The 17,793-nt window shown below is 41.4% G+C and carries 26 protein-coding genes and 1 pseudogene; 23 read left to right on the forward strand and 4 right to left on the reverse strand.

The annotated features are described in order from the left end of the window. Positions 1–128 precede the first annotated feature (128 nt). The 9 genes from CVP04_RS10685 to CVP04_RS10720 are packed head-to-tail and all read left to right on the forward strand — an operon-like array spanning position 129 to position 3,369. Positions 129–641: a head completion/stabilization protein gene (locus CVP04_RS10685; RefSeq protein ID WP_100297502.1), complete on the forward strand. Its 513-nt coding sequence runs from the start codon at positions 129–131 to the stop codon at positions 639–641. Further along, positions 641–856 carry a tail protein X gene (locus CVP04_RS10690; RefSeq protein WP_100297503.1) on the forward strand — a complete coding sequence of 72 codons (216 nt, stop codon included), beginning with the start codon at positions 641–643 and terminating at the stop codon, positions 854–856. The genes CVP04_RS10685 and CVP04_RS10690 overlap by 1 nt, the downstream gene beginning before the upstream one ends. Before the next feature lie 8 nt (positions 857–864). Continuing rightward, the gene (locus CVP04_RS10695) at positions 865–1,077 is read left to right on the forward strand and encodes a phage holin family protein (protein WP_100297504.1); all 213 of its coding nucleotides are present in this window, start codon (positions 865–867) and stop codon (positions 1,075–1,077) included. Then, on the forward strand, positions 1,070–1,630 hold the full coding sequence (locus CVP04_RS10700; RefSeq protein WP_100297505.1) for a lysozyme: 561 nt from the start codon (positions 1,070–1,072) through the stop codon (positions 1,628–1,630). The genes CVP04_RS10695 and CVP04_RS10700 overlap by 8 nt, the downstream gene beginning before the upstream one ends. Then, entirely contained in the window at positions 1,631–2,077 is a 447-nt protein-coding gene (locus tag CVP04_RS10705; protein WP_100297506.1) for a hypothetical protein, read from the forward strand. It abuts the gene before it with no gap. Then, positions 1,968–2,201, forward strand: coding sequence for an Rz1-like lysis system protein LysC (lysC, locus tag CVP04_RS12405; RefSeq protein WP_243385304.1), 234 nt, complete (start codon positions 1,968–1,970; stop codon positions 2,199–2,201). Before CVP04_RS10705 ends, lysC begins: the two co-directional genes overlap by 110 nt. Continuing rightward, positions 2,198–2,416: a TraR/DksA C4-type zinc finger protein gene (locus CVP04_RS10710; RefSeq protein ID WP_100297507.1), complete on the forward strand. Its 219-nt coding sequence runs from the start codon at positions 2,198–2,200 to the stop codon at positions 2,414–2,416. Before lysC ends, CVP04_RS10710 begins: the two co-directional genes overlap by 4 nt. A gap of 3 nt (positions 2,417–2,419) precedes the next feature. Further along, positions 2,420–2,905 (forward strand): phage tail protein, encoded by a 486-nt coding sequence (locus tag CVP04_RS10715; protein WP_100297508.1) that lies wholly within the window; start codon positions 2,420–2,422, stop codon positions 2,903–2,905. A gap of 2 nt (positions 2,906–2,907) precedes the next feature. After that, positions 2,908–3,369 (forward strand): phage virion morphogenesis protein, encoded by a 462-nt coding sequence (locus CVP04_RS10720; RefSeq protein ID WP_100297509.1) that lies wholly within the window; start codon positions 2,908–2,910, stop codon positions 3,367–3,369. Here CVP04_RS10720 and CVP04_RS10725 read toward each other — a convergent pair. Further along, complete coding sequence (locus CVP04_RS10725; RefSeq protein WP_100297510.1) at positions 3,366–3,773, reverse strand: hypothetical protein; 408 nt, start codon at positions 3,771–3,773, stop codon at positions 3,366–3,368. The genes CVP04_RS10720 and CVP04_RS10725 overlap by 4 nt on opposite strands. An 82-nt stretch (positions 3,774–3,855) precedes the next feature. On the opposite strand from CVP04_RS10725, the gene CVP04_RS10730 reads away from it, so the two are divergent. From CVP04_RS10730 to CVP04_RS10795, 14 genes are all read left to right on the forward strand, one after another. Next, positions 3,856–6,774: a phage tail tape measure protein gene (locus CVP04_RS10730; RefSeq protein WP_100297511.1), complete on the forward strand. Its 2,919-nt coding sequence runs from the start codon at positions 3,856–3,858 to the stop codon at positions 6,772–6,774. A 117-nt stretch (positions 6,775–6,891) separates the two neighbouring features. Further along, the gene (locus CVP04_RS10735; protein WP_100297512.1) at positions 6,892–7,434 is read left to right on the forward strand and encodes a phage baseplate assembly protein V; all 543 of its coding nucleotides are present in this window, start codon (positions 6,892–6,894) and stop codon (positions 7,432–7,434) included. A 16-nt stretch (positions 7,435–7,450) separates the two neighbouring features. Continuing rightward, the gene (locus CVP04_RS10740; RefSeq protein WP_100297513.1) at positions 7,451–7,786 is read left to right on the forward strand and encodes a GPW/gp25 family protein; all 336 of its coding nucleotides are present in this window, start codon (positions 7,451–7,453) and stop codon (positions 7,784–7,786) included. Then, a complete protein-coding gene (locus CVP04_RS10745) occupies positions 7,783–8,700 on the forward strand; it encodes a baseplate assembly protein (RefSeq protein ID WP_100297514.1) in 918 nt (305 codons plus the stop codon). Before CVP04_RS10740 ends, CVP04_RS10745 begins: the two co-directional genes overlap by 4 nt. Continuing rightward, positions 8,693–9,262 carry a phage tail protein I gene (locus tag CVP04_RS10750; RefSeq protein WP_100297515.1) on the forward strand — a complete coding sequence of 190 codons (570 nt, stop codon included), beginning with the start codon at positions 8,693–8,695 and terminating at the stop codon, positions 9,260–9,262. Before CVP04_RS10745 ends, CVP04_RS10750 begins: the two co-directional genes overlap by 8 nt. Beyond that, complete coding sequence (locus CVP04_RS10755; protein WP_100297516.1) at positions 9,263–10,105, forward strand: phage tail protein; 843 nt, start codon at positions 9,263–9,265, stop codon at positions 10,103–10,105. It abuts the gene before it with no gap. Between the two features lie 15 nt (positions 10,106–10,120). Then, positions 10,121–10,888: a DUF4376 domain-containing protein gene (locus CVP04_RS10760; RefSeq protein ID WP_100297517.1), complete on the forward strand. Its 768-nt coding sequence runs from the start codon at positions 10,121–10,123 to the stop codon at positions 10,886–10,888. Next, on the forward strand, positions 10,875–11,144 hold the full coding sequence (locus CVP04_RS10765) for a hypothetical protein (RefSeq protein ID WP_100297518.1): 270 nt from the start codon (positions 10,875–10,877) through the stop codon (positions 11,142–11,144). Before CVP04_RS10760 ends, CVP04_RS10765 begins: the two co-directional genes overlap by 14 nt. Before the next feature lie 111 nt (positions 11,145–11,255). Further along, positions 11,256–12,440: a phage tail sheath subtilisin-like domain-containing protein gene (locus CVP04_RS10770; RefSeq protein ID WP_100297519.1), complete on the forward strand. Its 1,185-nt coding sequence runs from the start codon at positions 11,256–11,258 to the stop codon at positions 12,438–12,440. Positions 12,441–12,443: 3 nt separating this feature from the next. Continuing rightward, on the forward strand, positions 12,444–12,950 hold the full coding sequence (locus CVP04_RS10775; protein ID WP_100297520.1) for a phage major tail tube protein: 507 nt from the start codon (positions 12,444–12,446) through the stop codon (positions 12,948–12,950). 48 nt (positions 12,951–12,998) lie between these two features. Then, on the forward strand, positions 12,999–13,307 hold the full coding sequence (locus tag CVP04_RS10780; RefSeq protein WP_100297521.1) for a phage tail assembly protein: 309 nt from the start codon (positions 12,999–13,001) through the stop codon (positions 13,305–13,307). Positions 13,308–13,339: 32 nt separating this feature from the next. Next, positions 13,340–13,450, forward strand: coding sequence for a GpE family phage tail protein (locus tag CVP04_RS10785; protein WP_423738306.1), 111 nt, complete (start codon positions 13,340–13,342; stop codon positions 13,448–13,450). Between the two features lie 57 nt (positions 13,451–13,507). Next, positions 13,508–13,945: a phage tail protein gene (locus CVP04_RS10790; protein ID WP_100297523.1), complete on the forward strand. Its 438-nt coding sequence runs from the start codon at positions 13,508–13,510 to the stop codon at positions 13,943–13,945. Next, on the forward strand, positions 13,945–15,105 hold the full coding sequence (locus CVP04_RS10795; RefSeq protein WP_100297524.1) for a phage late control D family protein: 1,161 nt from the start codon (positions 13,945–13,947) through the stop codon (positions 15,103–15,105). The genes CVP04_RS10790 and CVP04_RS10795 overlap by 1 nt, the downstream gene beginning before the upstream one ends. Positions 15,106–15,466: 361 nt before the next feature. Here CVP04_RS10795 and CVP04_RS10805 read toward each other — a convergent pair whose 3' ends face one another. The 3 genes and pseudogenes from CVP04_RS10805 to CVP04_RS10815 form a co-directional block, all read right to left on the reverse strand. Further along, positions 15,467–16,519, reverse strand: a complete 1,053-nt coding sequence (locus CVP04_RS10805; protein WP_100297526.1) for an SH3 domain-containing protein — start codon at positions 16,517–16,519, stop codon at positions 15,467–15,469. Positions 16,520–16,532: 13 nt separating this feature from the next. Further along, positions 16,533–16,736: pseudogene (locus CVP04_RS10810) on the reverse strand (excalibur calcium-binding domain-containing protein); the annotation flags it as partial. After that, on the reverse strand, positions 16,729–17,676 hold the full coding sequence (locus CVP04_RS10815) for a BRCT domain-containing protein (RefSeq protein WP_100297528.1): 948 nt from the start codon (positions 17,674–17,676) through the stop codon (positions 16,729–16,731). The pseudogene CVP04_RS10810 and the gene CVP04_RS10815, both read right to left, overlap by 8 nt. Positions 17,677–17,793 lie beyond the last annotated feature (117 nt).

Raw genomic sequence — 17,793 nt, forward strand, 5'->3', positions numbered from 1 at the left:
TAACAACAGAGCAAAGCGCAGCACGCCAAGCAGGGCGGAAAGTAACGGCTTTTTGCCTACTTATTTTCCCCACCCTGCTTTTTTATTAGAGGCTTTTTTATTAGAGGCTTTTTTATTAGGGATAAAAAATGACAGGCACAATCGCTATTAACAAAGTTAAAAATTATGTAATGGATGATTTGAAACGCCAAGCGAATGACCAAGCATTAAATGATGAAATTATAGGAAATGATGGTTTTTTCCCGGCGATTTCATTGCTTAATGTTCGCAATGCGATGCGTCTAGACGGCACAATCACCAATGAACGGCTAAAAATGGCGGTCATTGAGGCAATGGCGACGGTTAACCATAATTTAAAACCCTATAAAGATCGTATCCGGTCCGGCAATGCATTTACATTAGAAGAGCTGGAAGACGAACAAATCAACGGCGAAAGTATCACAATCCAGCGTTATAAACGGGCGGTTTATTGCCTTGCTTGTGCCAATTTACAAGAGCGTTACCGCTCTTACGACAGCACAAAAAACGGCGCAGAAAAAGCGCAAGAATTTGAAAATAGCGTGGACGATTTACGCCGAGATGCATTTTTTGCCATTCGGGATATTTTGGGCAAAGGGCGAATCAACGTGGAATTAATCTAATGTCAAGAACAGTTTACGCCCAACAAAACGATAATCTTGATACCATTGTGTATCGCTATTTCGGAAGCACTTTAGGTCTTGTCGAACAGGTCTTAGAACTTAATCCGCGATTAGCCGGTCAGCCCATATTGGAACTGGGAACAGCCGTGATTTTACCTAGCCTAGATGACATTCAACCGACCACCGATAAATCAACATTAAATCTATGGGATTAAGATTAAAGATGTTTAGAAACAGTGAAAGCACCAACGCTTATTTAGGGTCGATCATTGCCTTTTTTAGTGGATTGAATCTATCGGATTGGGCATCGGTATTGGGTATTTTATTCGGTTTATTCACCGTACTGATCAACTGGTATTACAAACACAAAGAAATGAAATTAAAAGAAACCGCACTTAAAGCAAAATTAAATTTACAAGGATTAGACAATGAGTAAATTAACCAAAATCACCACAGGCGCAGTCTGTGCAGTAGGTGCAATTATTGCCATTGTACAAACCGACTACACCGATTTACGCATAAGTACAAAAGGCTTGGAAATTATCGGTAATGCCGAAGGTTGCCGACGCGATCCATATCGTTGTCCGTCCGATGTGTTAACCGTCGGCATCGGCTCAACGGAATATAGCGGTGAAAAAATCAACCCGAAAAAACGTTATACCGACAAAGAAATTGCCGACCGTTGGGCGAATGACTTACGCATTGCAGAACGCTGTGTCAATCGCTATGCCAACGGCGCAAAAATGCCCCAAGGCGCATTTGACAGCCTAACATCAATTACCTTTAACGTAGGCTGTAGCAAGCTCAAAGACAGCACCCTATTTAAAATGGCGCGCCAAGGCTATAAACCTGAAATGTGTGATCAGTTTGGACGTTGGGTATATGCCGGCGGGAAAAAATTAAAAGGTTTGGAAAATCGCCGAAAAGAAGAAAGTAACCTATGTATGCAAGAGCAACAAACGCCGACACAATTTTTATGGAGGTGGTAAATGTTAGAACGATTTTTTATTGGTGCGTTTGGCAAAGTGATGATTGGTACGGTCATTATGCTAGTCAGCATAAACGGCTATCTTTGCTTTGCTAACAAAGTCAAAGAGCAAAAACTCATTACTGCAGAACAAGCTATTGCCCAAGAAAAAGAAAATAACCGACAGCTTGCCAACCAATTAGACAACGCAAGACTGCAAATCAACCAATACCAAGCGCAAGTCAAAGCCTTACACGAAAACGTTTTAAATCAACTGCAACAAGCGGAGAACCGAACCAATGAAATCATTAATGAATTACAAACTGTTACCAGTTGGAGCAATCAGCCTGTGCCTAGTAATGTTAGCCGGTTGCTCAACAAGCGAAAAAGTGCGAATGATAACTCCCCTACCGCTCCTTTGCCCAACAGATCAACTGTGCCAAATACCGACGCTAAACATCAAAACTAACGGCGATTTGGTCACGGCATTGGATAGCAGTTTAAACGCCCTTGAACGTTGCGCCCTGAAAGAACGGGCATTAACCGACTGCATCGACAATTACAACCGCACTTTACAGGAGAAAAAAGAGTGAGTGATCAACTTGACCGCGCAAGCGAATTCGAAGAATTGGTGCGCCAACAATCCATTCAAAAACACCGCCTGAAAATGATTGATAAAAGCGCGGTCCGTTTTTGCATAGATTGTGAAGACGAATTACCGCCGCTCCGGCAACAAATGGGCTGTAATCGTTGCGTAAATTGCCAAACCATTATTGAACAGCGCCAACGTAATTATAAAAAAGGATAAGTTATGCTAAAAGCCGAGTTAATCCGCAGTCTGCTACAAAATACCTTACCGGATTTAAAAAACAATCCCGACAAGCTCGAAATCTATATCGATGACGGCTTAATTGTCGGCACGGGTGCGCATAGCGCATCTTATGAAATCCAATACACCTTAAACATCGTAGTAACCGACTTTAGCGGTTCGCCCGATATGATTTTTGCGCCCTTAATGGATTTCATTCGGAAAAATCAGCCCGAACTAGTGGAAAACCCCGAACGCCGCAAAGACGGCTTTAAATTTATTGAGGATCCGAACAACCACGACAGCATCGATTTATCTATTTATCTCAAATTGACCGAACGCGTATTAGTCAAAGAAGAAAACGGCAAAAACATTATCAAACACCTAAACGAACCGACATTAAATGAATATCCCGATGTGACCCATTGGCAGTTGTTTGTCGGAAATGAATTGGTGAGAGAATGGAAAACGGACAATAAGGCGAATTAATTATGGATGAAACGCTAAAGGTTAAAGCTGCTTTTTCCGCCTTGCTTAAAAATATTTCGCCGGCACGCCGTCGTTTACTGAGTCAACAAATCGGGCGCCAACTGGCCCGAAATCAGCGTAAACGCATTAAAGCGCAACAAAATCCGGACGGCTCCGCCTATGAACCGAGAAAGCGCAAAAAGAAATCGAAAAAAGGGCGGATTAAACAAATGGCAATGTTTAAAAAAATCACCGCGCCGAGATATATGAAACTTCGCAACGGCCAAGACAAAATCGAACTCGGTTTTAGCGGAAATACCGGCTATATCGCCAATGTGCATCAACAAGGTTTAAGGGCGAGAGTTATGCGACATCATCAATTCAAAGTCAAATATGCCCAACGGGAATTGTTGGGCTTTACGGATGAAGATAGAGAAATGATTGAAGATTTTGTGATTAAGGCGCTAGCGGAGCCGTTTAATTAAGTGCGGTCGGTTTTCTCGTATTTTTCTTTGTAGGCTTGATAAACGCAAAATAACACAAATGCAATTAATGTTCCTGACCAGATAAAAGGGCTTTCCGCAATAGCAAAAATTAACGCAAAAGGTAACGCACACAATGCCCCTAGCACGACAATAATCGGCGGATAAATAAAAATCACCTCAAAGGTTTTTACCATATGTTTTGTGGCAATGGGATATTTTTTTGCAACGGGACGCAAAGGCAAACCGATCAGCGCAAACACCAAACAAGCGATAAAGAAAGAGAATAAAACGGACAAAACCGGCGCAACAAGTGCCGAAAGATAAGAAAAAACAGTAACGGCGACTGCAACAGCCAAAATGATAGGTAAGGCAAAAAATAAGCAAACAGCAAAGATAATTTCCATTTGTCACCCCCTTAGTTGTTTAACTAAATTTACGCCCTTTTGATTTTAAAAGTCAATCATTATTGAATAAGCGAGCGAAAAAATGAGCCAAAATTTAAAAATCCAAGTCATAATGAGTGCGATCGATAAATTAACCGCACCTTTTCGTAGTGCGGCTAATCAGGCACAAAAAATGTCAACAGCATTGCGAGCCAATAAAACCCTATTAAAGCAGCTTAATCAAGCGCAAGAAAAAGTGAAAAACACAGGTTTGCCTCAAGCTCAAGAACGCTTACGAGCCAAAATCGAACAGACCAACCAAGCCATTAAAAAGCAAGAAAACGCCCTAAAAAAATTAAATCAACAAGCAAAAGCAAAGCAGCGTTATAACGCCCAAGTACAATCCTTAAAAAACGGTAGCCAATTTGCATCAAGTTTCGGACAGCGCGCTATGATGCACGGCGGCGCAGTATTGGGGACGGGGTCTTTTGCTATGCGTAATGCTTTAACCTTTGAACAAGAATTCTCAAGAGTACAAGCCTTAACTCGATTAGATAAAGTTAAAGACGCCGAAAGCCTAAAACGCTTACGAGATCAGGCAATTCATTTAGGGGCGACCACGTCATTTACCACAAAAGAAGTAGCAAGTGGACAAGGTTATTTGGCAATGGCGGGGTTTAACCCGAAACAAATCGAAGATTCTATGCCGGCTATCTTGAATATGACAAAAGCGGCAGGAATGGAAATGGGACGAGTTTCTGATATTGCCTCGGATATTTCATCTGGCTTTAAAATTCCGGCTGAACAAATGAACCGTGTTGCTGATGTTCTAACGCTAACTTTCACTTCATCGAATACTAATCTTGAGTTATTGGGTGAAACAATGAAATATCTCGGACCTATCGCCTCATCAACCGGACAGGAATTTGAAACTATGGCTGCAATGGTGGGACTATTGGGAAATGTTGGTATTAAAGGATCACAAGCCGGTACATCCTTACGTGCTGCTATGACAAGACTTGCAGGACCGCCAAAAATGGCTAAAAAAGCTATGGCAGAATTAGGTGTAAAAGCAAAAGATGCAAAAGGTAATATGCGAGCGGTTACCGATATTTTGCTTGATGTTTTCAAGAAAACAGAAAAAATGGGATCGGGAACAAGACTTGAGTATTTTAAAAAAATATTCGGTGTTGAGGCAGCAACGGCGATGACCGAACTGGTTAATCAAATGGGTGTAGGTGGGATTGAGGAATTTGTTAAAAATTTAAGAAATGCCACAGGAACGGCAGAAAAAGTCGCCTCTACTATGGCAGATAATGTTTTAGGGGATTTAAAAAATTTAGAAAGTGCCGCCGAGGCAGTCAGTATTTCTATTTTTGATGAAACCTCAGATTCAATGCGAGGACTGATTCAACAAGCTACAGAACTGACGAGAAAGATCAATGATTGGATTAAACAAAATCCGAAATTAACCGCAAGTATTACTAAATGGGTTGCGGGGATTGGTGCCGGTTTGGTTTCAATGGGCTTATTAAGTATTACATTCAGCTATTTACTTTATCCTGTTGGACGTTTAGCACTGGGATTAGCAAAAATCGGCGTTATTTTTCCAAAACTTGCAGACGGTGTCAGTTTATTTGCTAAAAGAGTACAAACTTTAAAAGGTGGTAATGCCCTTATTTCAATCGCCAAAGGATTGTTAAGTTGGAAAACTGTCGGTACAAGCGTTGTCAGTTTCTTTAAATTTTTAGGCTTAGGGATTGTCAAATTGCTCAATCCGCTAACCTATTTGAAGGGAGCCCTCGGTTTAGTCACCGGCGCATTTAGAGGCTTTATTTTAATTTCCAGATTATTTATTACAACGCCTATCGGCTTGATTTTAACTGCTATCGGTGCTACGGCTTACTTGGTTTATAAAAATTGGGAAAAAGTAAAACGATTTTTTGGCGGATTTTGGCAAGGCTTAAAAGACGGTCTTGCACCAGTTATTGAAAAATTTAAACCGCTAGGCGATTTATTTAGCATTGTAGTTGGCTGGATTGAAAAAGCTGTGAAATGGTTTACTGATTTACTCTCACCTGTCAAAAATACCAATACTGAATTACTTGCTGCATCAAAAGCCGGAAGACAATTTGGTGAATGGCTTGCCGCTGGAATTGATTTAGTTACTAAGCCATTGCAATGGTTAATGGATAGTATTCAATGGGTTATTGACAATATGCCTTCCTTAAGTGATATAGGGAAAAATCTTATGCCGGAAGCCCATAGCCAACAAATACAGAAAACTGCAGCATTAGCCGGTGCAGATCCTACAGGCGGGGAGCTTAATCTATATGACATTCCACAAGTTAACAGATGGTCGGGCGGTTACGCCGGCAACGGCGGTAAATACGAGCCAAAAGGCATTTATCACGGCGGCGAATATATTATGACCAAAGCGGCAACCGCACGTCTTGGTGTACCATTGCTTAATGCGTTAAACTACGGGAAAAACGCCTTGCTCGCGGCGGGCTTGGGTATCAATATCGTCAACGCCGCACCGGTATTGCACAATGATACTCCCCTATTTAATGCCGTACCGCAAAACAGCATAACCGAATCGTTAATTAACATCCCGCACGTTAACAAATGGTCGGGCGGTTACGCCGGCAACGGCGGTAAATACGAGCCGAAAGGCATTTTTCACGGCGGCGAATATATTATGACCAAAGCGGCAACCGCACGCCTCGGTGTACCATTGCTTAATGCGTTAAATTACGGCAAAAATGCCCTATTAGCCACAGGGCTAGGTGTCAGTATTGCTACGGCGCAACCATTCATCATTGACAATCGACCGCCGCTAAATGCCACCGTTCACCAAAGCCAAAGCGCACCGGCACAGCCGATGAATGTGACGATTAATATCAATGCGACAAACGGACAAAGTGCGGTCGATATTGCAAGAGAAGTGGAAAAAGTCTTGGCTCGTATCGAGCAACAAAAACAAGTACGCAGTCGTTCAAGTTTGAGAGATCGAGATTAACGATAAAAGCAAGGTTCGCCTTGCTTTTTTGTTATCCGCAAATCAACACCCCCAACCACTACCCAATTCAAACTAAACTTTTCACAATAAGGTTATTTATCCCTATTTAAAATAACTATGAACGCAGATTTAAATCGCCGCATTGAAAATATTGTCCGTTTCGGCACGATTGCCGAAGTGGACCACGCCAAACGACGAACAAAAGTCTTATCGGGCGGCATTCGGACGGATTGGCTACCGTGGCTAGAATGGCGAGCCGGCACAACCCGTTCGTGGTCACCGCCGACAATCGGCGAACAATGCGTTATTCTGGCGGCAAGTGGCGAACTGACAACGGCAGTCGTATTATTCGGGCTATTTACGCTTGATTTTAACAACCCAAGCCAATCACCCGACGAACACGTTGTCGAGTTTGCCGACGGCGCGCGAATTGCTTATAACCAAAAAACACACGCATTAAAAATTACCAATATTGCAACCGCACATATACAAGCCTCTACCCGTGTGGTGCTTGAAACGCCGCTAGTTAAATGCACGCAAAATCTAGAAGTCGGCGGAAATGTAACCGTCAGCGGCTCAATAAAATCTAACGGTGATCAGACTGCCGGCGGCATTTCTCAAATGAATCACGTTCACGGCGGCAGCCCGAAACCATCATAGAAAGGAATAAAGCAAAATGGATAGGTTAAACGGTGCAATCATCACTGATGAAGATGCACATATTAAACAATCTATTGCCGATATTTTGTTAACCCAAATCGGCACACGCATCCAACGCCGTGATTACGGATCGAATATCCCTAAACTATTGGATAATCCGATAACACGCACATTAATGCTACAAATCGCCGCTTGTGCGGTAATCGCGTTAAATAAATGGGAACCCAGAATACGGATAAACCAGTTTAAACCGATTTATCAAGACGGAAAAGTGATAGTCAATATGAAAATAACCCGTACTGACACAAAGCAAAATATGAATTATGACAATTTATTGTTAGGTGGAAAATGAGCTATCAAATTATTGATTTAAATAACTTAACCTTGCCTAAAATCATTGATGAACTGGACTTCGAAACCTTACTGAATAATCGTAAAACGGCATTTATCGACCGATTTGAAACGGAAAAAGAAAAAGCATTTTGGCAAAATCGTCTGCAATTTGAAAGCGAACCGGTCGTCAAATTACTAGAAGAAAATACCTATTTAGAATTATTGCTACGCACCCACATCAATGAAAAAGCCAAAGCGGTAATGCTTGCCTTTGCCTCCGGATCCGATTTAGACCATTTGGGCGCCCTATTGGGCGTGGAACGTCTGTTATTGGTTGCGGAAGATTTAACCCAGAACCCGCCGATTTCGGCAGAATATGAAAGCGACGACCGTTTCCGCACCCGAATACAAATGTCATTGGAAAGCATCACGACCGCCGGCAGCCGCGGAAGCTACGAATATCACGCATTAACGGCATCCGCCAAAATCAAGGATGTTGATATAGCCAGTCCGGAACCCGGTGTTGTGCAAGTGACGTTGCTTTCTAACGACGACCGCGGCATTGCCGAGGCAGATTTAATTGATACGGTAAAAAATGCTTTAAACGCAGAAAAAGTTCGCCCGCTGACCGACACAGTAAAAGTACAATCAGCACACATTGTTGAATATCAAATTAATGCGGTTATCACACTATATCCGTCAGTGCTTGAATCCGTCGTTTTTGCAAATGTGCAAAGTGCGGTAAAAAAATACGTTGAAAAACAACACGCACTTGGTTTTGACATTACGTTATCCGGCATTTATGCCGCATTGCATCAAGAAGGTGTGCAAAACGTCGTTTTAAATTCACCGTCAAAAAATATTGATATTGCACATTACCAAGCGGCATTTTGTACGGACATTCAAGTGACTTTAGGCGGGCGAGATGAATAAAATCACATTATTACCGCACGGATCAACAAAATTAGAAAAAGCCCTCTCACAGACGTTTTCAGCCATATCGAACATTCCGGTGCCGATAAACTTATTATGGTCTGCTAAAGATTGCCCGAAATCCTTGTTGCCTTGGTTGGCGTGGTCGGTATCCGTCGATGAATGGTCAAACGAATGGAGCGAGGAGGCGCAACGCAATGCAATTTTAAACGCGATTTATATACATCGCTACAAAGGCACAAGGGCGGCAATCCGGCGTGTAATGGCGGCAAGCGGTTACGGTGACATCGTCATAATCGAAAATCAAGGATTAACCTATTATAACGGTACAACGCGCTATGACGCGCAACATATTTACGACAACGCTGTAATGCATTGGGCGCAATATAAAATCAAATTGAACCGCCCGATTTCTATCGAGCAAGCAGCTCAAATTAAACGAATTTTAGCCGAAAATGCGCCGATACGCGCACATTTAGTCGGTTTTATGTTCCAACAAGCCAGTAATTTATATAACAACAAAATTCGCTATAACGGCGAATTTAGTCACGGAGTAGCATAAATGGCAACATTAAAAGAATCAGCCGATTGGACTGAAGGCATATATCAAATCGAAACAACCGATCCGGTTGTCGGCGGTGAAAATGGGATTGCAAATCAACAAGCTAAAGATTTGGCAAATCGCACCAAATGGTTAAAACAAGAAGTCGAAAAACGTGCACCAACAGCCAGCCCAACCTTCACCGGCTCGCCCAAAGCGCCCACAGCGGCACAAACAGTGAATGACACCACCCTTGCAACCACAGCTTATGTACGCACAGCGATTGCTGCATTAGTCGGCTCCGCGCCGGAAACGTTAGATACTTTGGCTGAGATTGCTACGGCATTAGGGAGCGACAACAACCTAAAAGCCGTGCTATTGGCAGAAATTGCGAAAAAAACCAACCAAACCGACTTCAGCACTTTGCGCAATCTGCTAATCGGCATTCCGTTTCCCTACCCGACAACCGCCGTGCCGGCTGGCTGTTTGGCGTTTAACGGACAAACCTTTAACAAAACCACTTATCCGGAGCTTGCAAAAAAATACCCGTCTGGCGTTTTGCCGGATTTGCGTGGGGAATTTATCCGTGGCTGGGACAATGGGCGTGGGATTGATAGTGAACGGGGGATTTTGACGACACAAGCAGGGACTGCGTTAATACCTTATCTGCATTCGAACAATAGTGAAAATACGCTAGGTATTGCTTATAACAATACTGATACAAGTTACAAAGTTACAAATAATACCTACCACCGTCGCACTGTTACATCAGCAAATATTGTGACGGCACCAACAGTTGGTGCAGATTACACCTTTGTGCGCCCACGCAATATCTCATTTCAATACATCTGCCTTGCCGGTTAATTAAGGAGTAAAACAATGACAATCCAATTTGACGAACAAGGGTTTGCCCTAGAAAGCGGTTATTTAACCGTTTATATTACCGACCAAAACGACATCTACAGCCACAGCGAACAGCAATATATCAGCGTTGGCACAGGCTTAAGTGCACAGGCTTACTTAGAGCAACCGCCTGTACAAGACGGTTTTGTTGCAGTGCGCAAAGATAACGGTTGGGCGTTATTGTCCGACCACAGGGGCGAAACGGTTTACTCTATCTTAGACAAATCGGAAATAACCATTACCGAGCCGGGCGATTATCCTGCTAATACCACAACCATTAAGCCCACTTGCGATTTGTGCGAGTGGGATAAACGCAAGAAAAACTGGGTTGTTTCAGAAGAAAAACGCACCGCACTTTTAATTCAGCAACGGGAAGAAGTGCGGTCAAAAATCAATGCGTTACGAGACCTTAAAAATCGTAGCGGTGTATATGTAGAGGCATTGGGAAAATGGTTTGACAACGACGATATGGCATATCAAAACTTACTAGGCTTTAAAGCAAGTTTAGACCTTATCGGCGATTATCAAACTGCGTGGATTTGCGCGGATAACAGCGTTATATCGGATTTTGACAAAGCAAAATTAACCGCTGTGATTACCCAAATTATGCAAGATAAAACCGCTAATGTACAAAATGCGCTACGGCATAAAATGGCATTAGCGCACTCGGATGATCCGGCGAATTATGATTATTCGGACGGTTGGACACGGACTTATGAGGATTATGTAAATGAACAAAAGTAAAATTATTTTATGGCTTTACCACGTTTTAATTGCCTTAGATCAATTAGCCAATGCCTTAACCTGCGGCGCGGCGGATGAAACCTTTTCAAGCCGTTGCTACCGTGGGGCGGTGCTTGCAGAAAAACCGAAAAAACGTTGGCGGTTCTGGTATCGCTTTGTCAATAGCCTATTTCTTGACAAAAATCATTGCAAAGAAGCGTATGAAAGCGAGCTGAATCGCAAGCAATATCCGACGGAGTTTCAGGAAATTAAATAAATATCTAGGCGATTTTGTAATCGCCTTTTTTACATCTCCCCAAAATAGACCGCACTTTTCAACCGTTGCACAATATCCGAAATTTAATCCCATTTAACATAAGGATAAACTATGTCAGACGAATATCTTCACGGCGTCCGGGTCAATGAAATCACCGAAACACTCCGTACCTTAACGGTATCCTCTACATCCGTTATTGGTTTGGTGGCAACTGCACCAGACGCCGATTCCGATACTTTCCCGTTAAATAAACCGACCTTATTAACCGGTATTACTGCAAGCGTTATCGCCAAAGCCGGCAAATCCGGCACACTGTCCCGCGCATTAGACGGTATTTTAGATATTGTGAACACAAAAGTGATCGTCGTACGCGTGGAAGAAAGCGACGATGATGACACGATGAAAGCCAATATTATCGGCGGTGTAAACGAACAAGGACAATACACCGGCTTAAAAGCGCACCTTATCGCTTCGGCTATTACGGCGGTAAAACCGCGTATTTTCGCGATTCCGAAATACGATAGCCAAGACGTCACCACCGAATTATTAACCGTCGCGCAAAAACTTAACGGCTTTGTGTACGCATCTTGTTATGGCTGCCAAACCAAAGAACAAGCCGTTACTTACCGCCGTCAATTTTCGCAACGTGAATTAATGCTGATTTTCGGTGATTTTCTATCGTTTAATCCGAATACGAAACAAACCGAAGTCGATTATGCGGTTACACGAGCTGCGGCAATGCGGGCTTATATGGATAAGACGCAAGGCTGGCATACCGCAATTTCAAACAAAGAAATTACCGGCGTAACCGGCGTGACTATCCCGCTATCGTTTGACATTAACGAAAGTGCTACCGATGTAAATTATCTGAACGAACAAGGCATTACCTGTTGCATCAATTACAACGGCTATAAATTTTGGGGTGTGCGCACCTGTTCCACCGACAAAGCCTTTTTGTATGAAAACCAAACCCGTACCGCGCAAGTGTTGAAAGATACGATTGCACAATCTTTTGACTGGGCGATTGATAAAAATATCAGCGTGTTGTTGGTCAAGGAAATTGTGGAAGCAATCAACGCAAAATGGCGGCAATGGACGGCAGAAGGCAAATTAGTCGGCGGCAAAGCCTTTGTCAAAGCGGAATTTAACACAATGGCAACCCTGAAAGACGCAAAACTGTTAATCGGTTATGACTATTGTGCGGCGCCGTTACTCGAACAGCTTGAATTCAATCAATATGTATCGGATGAATATTTAGTACAACTCGCCGATGACATTGCCAAAGTAGGAGCATAAAAAATGGGATTACCACGCAAACTAAAATTAATGAATTTATTGGCTGACGGTGATTCGTATCGCGGTCAAGTAAATGAAATCGAACAGCCGAAATTGGCAATGAAATTGGAAGAATATCGCGCAGGCGGAATGATTGGCGCGGTAAAAGTCAATCTTGGTTTAGAAACACTTGAGGCCACCCTAAAAATGGGCGGCTATATGACCGAACTGTTGAAACAATTCGGTTCGACTATTGATGCCCTACCGTTACGTTTCGCCGGCGCTTATGAAAAAGACGACACCGGTGAAGTCACTAGTATTGAATTAGTAATGCGCGGACGTTTCGGCGAAATTGACAGCGGTTCGGCTAAAGTCGGCGACGATACGGAACAAAGTTATACCGTCCCGCTCACTTACTACAAAATCATTGAAAACGGCGTGGATGTCATTGAAATTGATATGATTAATTCGATTTTCGTCGTAAATGGCATTGACCGTTTAGAACAACACCGTGCCGCCGCCGGTTTCTAACCATTTTCGCCCCGTAAGGGGCTTTTAGATTAAATTAAGGACTACACAATGACAGAAAAAAACAATGCGACAACAATCAAATTAACCCACCCGATTAAACGCGGTGATAAAGAGTATTTTGAAATTAGCGTCATCAAACCCACAGTGCCGGCATTAAAAGGGCTTAAAATGCTGGATGTAATGCAATCCGATGTCACCGCATTAACCGTTTTATTGCCGCGTATTACTCAACCGATGTTACATAAAAACGACTTCGACACAATGGAAATTAGCGATTTTGTTGAACTCGTTGGCGCCGCTATCGGTTTTTTAGCACCGAGCTCGGAAACGACCGAGACCGAAACGAACCCGTCTTAATTATTAATGACGTTGATGACGCGATTGCCGATATTGCTACGGTGTTTCATTGGCAACCGGAAGCGTTTCATCAAATGAGTTTTGCCGAGTTAATCGCGTGGCGCGAAAAGGCCCGCGAGCGCTCGGAAAATCACGAACAATAAAGTAAACTGCGGTCGAAAATAGATAAAAAACGACCGCACTTTTTTTAGGTGGTTATGATGACTATACAAAATTTCGCCCTCGCCGCGCTCGGAATGTTTGTGTTTACTCAACGCACTATCCCCTTTCAAAGCTTATCGCGCGATACCGCTTGGCGGCATCCGACCAACAGCATTGTCGGCGGTATGCCGAAAACTCAATTTACCGGCAAAGAAAGCGACAGTATCACATTATCTTGTCGATTAGCACCGGAAATCACCGGCGGGACCTTAAGTATTGCCGCACTCCGCTTAATGGGCGATAGCGGCGGCGCATTTCCATTAATCGACGGTAATTTTTTATTAATGGGATTCTATGTGATTGAAAACATCCACGAAGAACGCACGGAATTATTCGGCGACGGCGCACCACGATTAATTGATTTCACGCTCCAGTTAAAACGCACCGACGACCCGTCTTTAATCGCTGTCGCGGAAGAAATAATGGGGATGATGTAATGTTTGAATCCTTTATCGCTACCAATCACCGCACGCCGCAATTCAAAATTACCGTCATCACCAAAGACAATCGACAAAAAGACATCACGACACTGGTCAACGAACGATTTATTAATCTGTCACTGGCGGATAATCGCGGATTCGAAGCGGATATGATAGACCTTGAACTAAGTGATCACGACGGCAAACTTGCCTTACCGCCTCGCAATGCCGTTATTACGGTGGCGATCGGCTGGCAAGGTGCGCCATTGATTGATAAAGGGCGCTATCTGGTTGACGAAGTCCAATTTAGCGGCGCACCGGATAAAGTAAATATTCGTGCGCGAAGTGCGGATTTAAAAGGCTCGTTAAGCGAGCAAAAAGAACGCTCGTTTCATCATATTAAATTGAGCGCACTTGTCGAACAAATTGCCAAAGAAAACAAGCTAAACGCACTTGTCGGCGCGATATATCGTAATCAAGTGATCGACCACATTGACCAAACCAACGAAAGCGATATTAATTTACTCACGCGATTGTCCGAACGCTATGACGCCATTGCAACGGTGAAAAACGAAACTTTACTTTTTATCCCGACAGGCACGGGAGAAACAGGCTCCGGCAAACCTATTCCGCCGTTTCAAATCACTCGCCAATCCGGTGACAATTATCAATTTTCCATTGCTGAAAGCGATAATTACAAAGCCGTGCGCGCATATTGGCACGACACAAACACAGGCAAGCGCGGTGAAGTGTTGTTTGACGCCAATACTAAAATTATACGAAAACAAAGAATGACAAAAGGACGCACCTTAAAAAACGGCACGGTGAAAGGACGGCGCTTAAGTAAAAAAGCCTATCGCGTATTAGAACAACCAAAACCGATTGAAACCGATAGCGCGCAAATTAAGACATTACGCCACACCTATAGCACGGAATCTTCCGCCATTAACGGCGCAAAATCTGCGTTTAATAAAATCAAACGCGGTGTCGCCACATTCTCGCTAACACTGGCAAACGGCGAACCGGAACTCATTCCAGAAACGCCGGTTGTATTAAGCGGATTTAAACCAATGATTGACGGCGCAGGCTGGATTGTCAGCCGCGTTACGCATAATATTTCGGACGGCGGCTTTACTACGGCGCTGGAATTGGAGTTGGATATAAATAGTGAAGGATAAAAATAAAGCCCTTTAAGGGCTTTTTGAACGAACTGACAATAATTTTTCTAATTTTCTTCTTTCTTTCCTTTCAAGATAGGCAAAAATAAAGAATCCCATAAACGCTAATACAATCAGCATAATCTTGATATATGTTAGATTAACATTCGATATAAAAATAGAAATCAACTGCGGAATGAATATACTTAGGAATTTAAGATTGCAATATATCTTTTGCATTAAATAATAATGTTCAATACTGCTCAATAATTGATTGATTGTGACTGTTTTCATAATATGCCTTATCGTTAAAAAACTTAAGGCATCATAAATTAAACTTACAAAATTACTCTAATTATTCTTATTGTCAATGTCTATTATACTAAAGCGAAATTTGCTTAGTATATTTCCGATAAACATAACCTTTGACTGTTTCACCATTTTCCAGTTTTGCACTAACTAGGAGCCAGCGAGCGTTATCTTTAGGTTCTTTTAATACGCAAATAATTTTCCCGTTTTCTAATGTTGCCAGTATTTCAGCATTTTTATTATCGTATTTGCGTAATTTAAGTTCTTGTGTATCAACAATACGCACACTAAATGCCCTATGTTGTTGCATATCCGGTAAATCTGAACATATCTGCATTAGATGTTCTGTTGCATCGAGAATTGTTATTGGATTTCGTAAGATATATTCAGGAATATTAATGTTTAGTGCTCCAGTAATAAATGTAATAATACCTAAAACATTGCAGATAATTGATAATAATGTATCAATCTTTTCAATAAGATTATATTGTTGTTTATCTAGTAAATTATTATCAGTTTCTTTGCCGGTTAGAATATCAATGCTAATTTGTTGTTCTTTCCCCGGTTGAATATCCAATTCATCTTCTATTTGAATACTTAAACTATCTTGAATTTTTACTGATTCTTTTAGAGTAATAAATTCGTTTAAAGAATTAAGCAATTCATTATGTTTATTTAATTCAGCTTGTAAAACAGATCCGAGTGATTTTCCTGTAATATTGCCTAGTAAGATTGATTTGTTAATATTAAATAAACTTAAATCATTGACAGAACTCTGAAATTTATTGAAAAATTTATACTTATTTAATTCAGATTGAGAAATGATATTTATCGATTTGTCTATAATATCACCTAGTTTGGAAAAAGAATTGATAGAATGACCGATTTCTATAGCCTTTCTAAGATCATCTAAATATCTTTTTCTATCTATTTCTAGCTGCAAAAGACTATTAATAGTGTTTGTATTACTTATTCCTAAACCTAGGGATCTATTTATTTCAGCTAACTTTAGGGAATAGTTTAAAGTATCTAAATTAACTGGTTTTGTGAATTCAGTCCATTTTCTTATTTTTGTAGATAATGCATTTTCTATAGCGAAGTCATTCAATCCTGTTAATGTATTCATAATTTAAAGGTCACTTTTTACAAATATTCTCACAAGGCACGCCGTCGCCGTCTCGGTCTAATCGAGATTCGCCGCATTGGTTAAGATAAAATTTCGCCTGTTCACAAGATTCCATATTTTTACAATAAGGAATTGGGTCGTCGCAACTGTATTTTTGCTTTGCCGAAACAGGCAAAGCAAGGGAAAGTGCGGTGATAAATAAAATGATTTTATTCATTATAAGGTATCTCCCCTGTATCTAACATTTCTCTAAATTCATCTTCATTAAGCAAAATAGCTCCGGCATTAATCGCTTTATCTATTTTGGACGGTCCGGCATTATCACCGGTTACTAAAAAATTTAAGTTTTTTGTAACAGTTCGGCGAACGATAAAATTTGCGTTATCAGCAAGTGCTTCAAGTTCTCCTTTAAGTTTTTTGGTAAAACCTGTGAAATGTATTTCTAAACCGGCTGAATTTTTAGATTTGGGTTTGGATTTAGAGTTTGTGGATTTCTTTGAATGTTTTTTTATTCCTTGTGTTTCAAGCCATTTCTTAACTGAATAATATTCACCGTCTTGTTCAATTTTGCCAATAATACGATCTAAACGAAATGTCCGAGTATCACGAGCAGAATAGCAAAAACCTTGAATATAAGCGGTATCAACGAAATTAATACGAACTTCACGATCTGATACATCGCCTTGTGCATTTTCATAAGTAAAGAAAATTATTGGGTTGGATGTTTGACGTTCAATTTTTATTTCGTTGTTAGTTTTATTTATAGCTTGGGTATTCTTCACTATCGTAGCAGATGAATTTTTACCCCAACTTTTTAACGTATTAATCTCATCTTGTAAGCTAGGTTTGGGAGCTGGAGACGTAGACGTGAACTGTTTATTTTTGACAGTAGGCGTACTGGTTGATGTTGTTGATGATTTGTTTTTCTTTAAGTCATCAACAACCCCAAAGAAAACCAAGGAGATAACACCTAAAATAGCAGGAATAAGAATATTACCTTTATCTATTTCTATCCCCATAATTCCGCCTAACGACAATCCAGCAAATAATCCATATGGAACGCTAGTCCAATATGAATATTGTTTTTTAAGCTTAAGCCAAACAGGAATAGAATAAGTATAAATTATAAATATTGCCCAAAAGCCCATTGTCGCCATAAAATCTAACCTATGGAATTAAAATAATTCTACAAATCTCTCGGATTAATCGGCACCACACGAATAAATTTGCCGATTATTTCTGCAGTGTCTCGCCGCAATAGTTGGTTCCATGTT

This window comes from Caviibacterium pharyngocola, from assembly GCF_002795405.1.
Lineage (GTDB): Bacteria > Pseudomonadota > Gammaproteobacteria > Enterobacterales > Pasteurellaceae > Caviibacterium > Caviibacterium pharyngocola.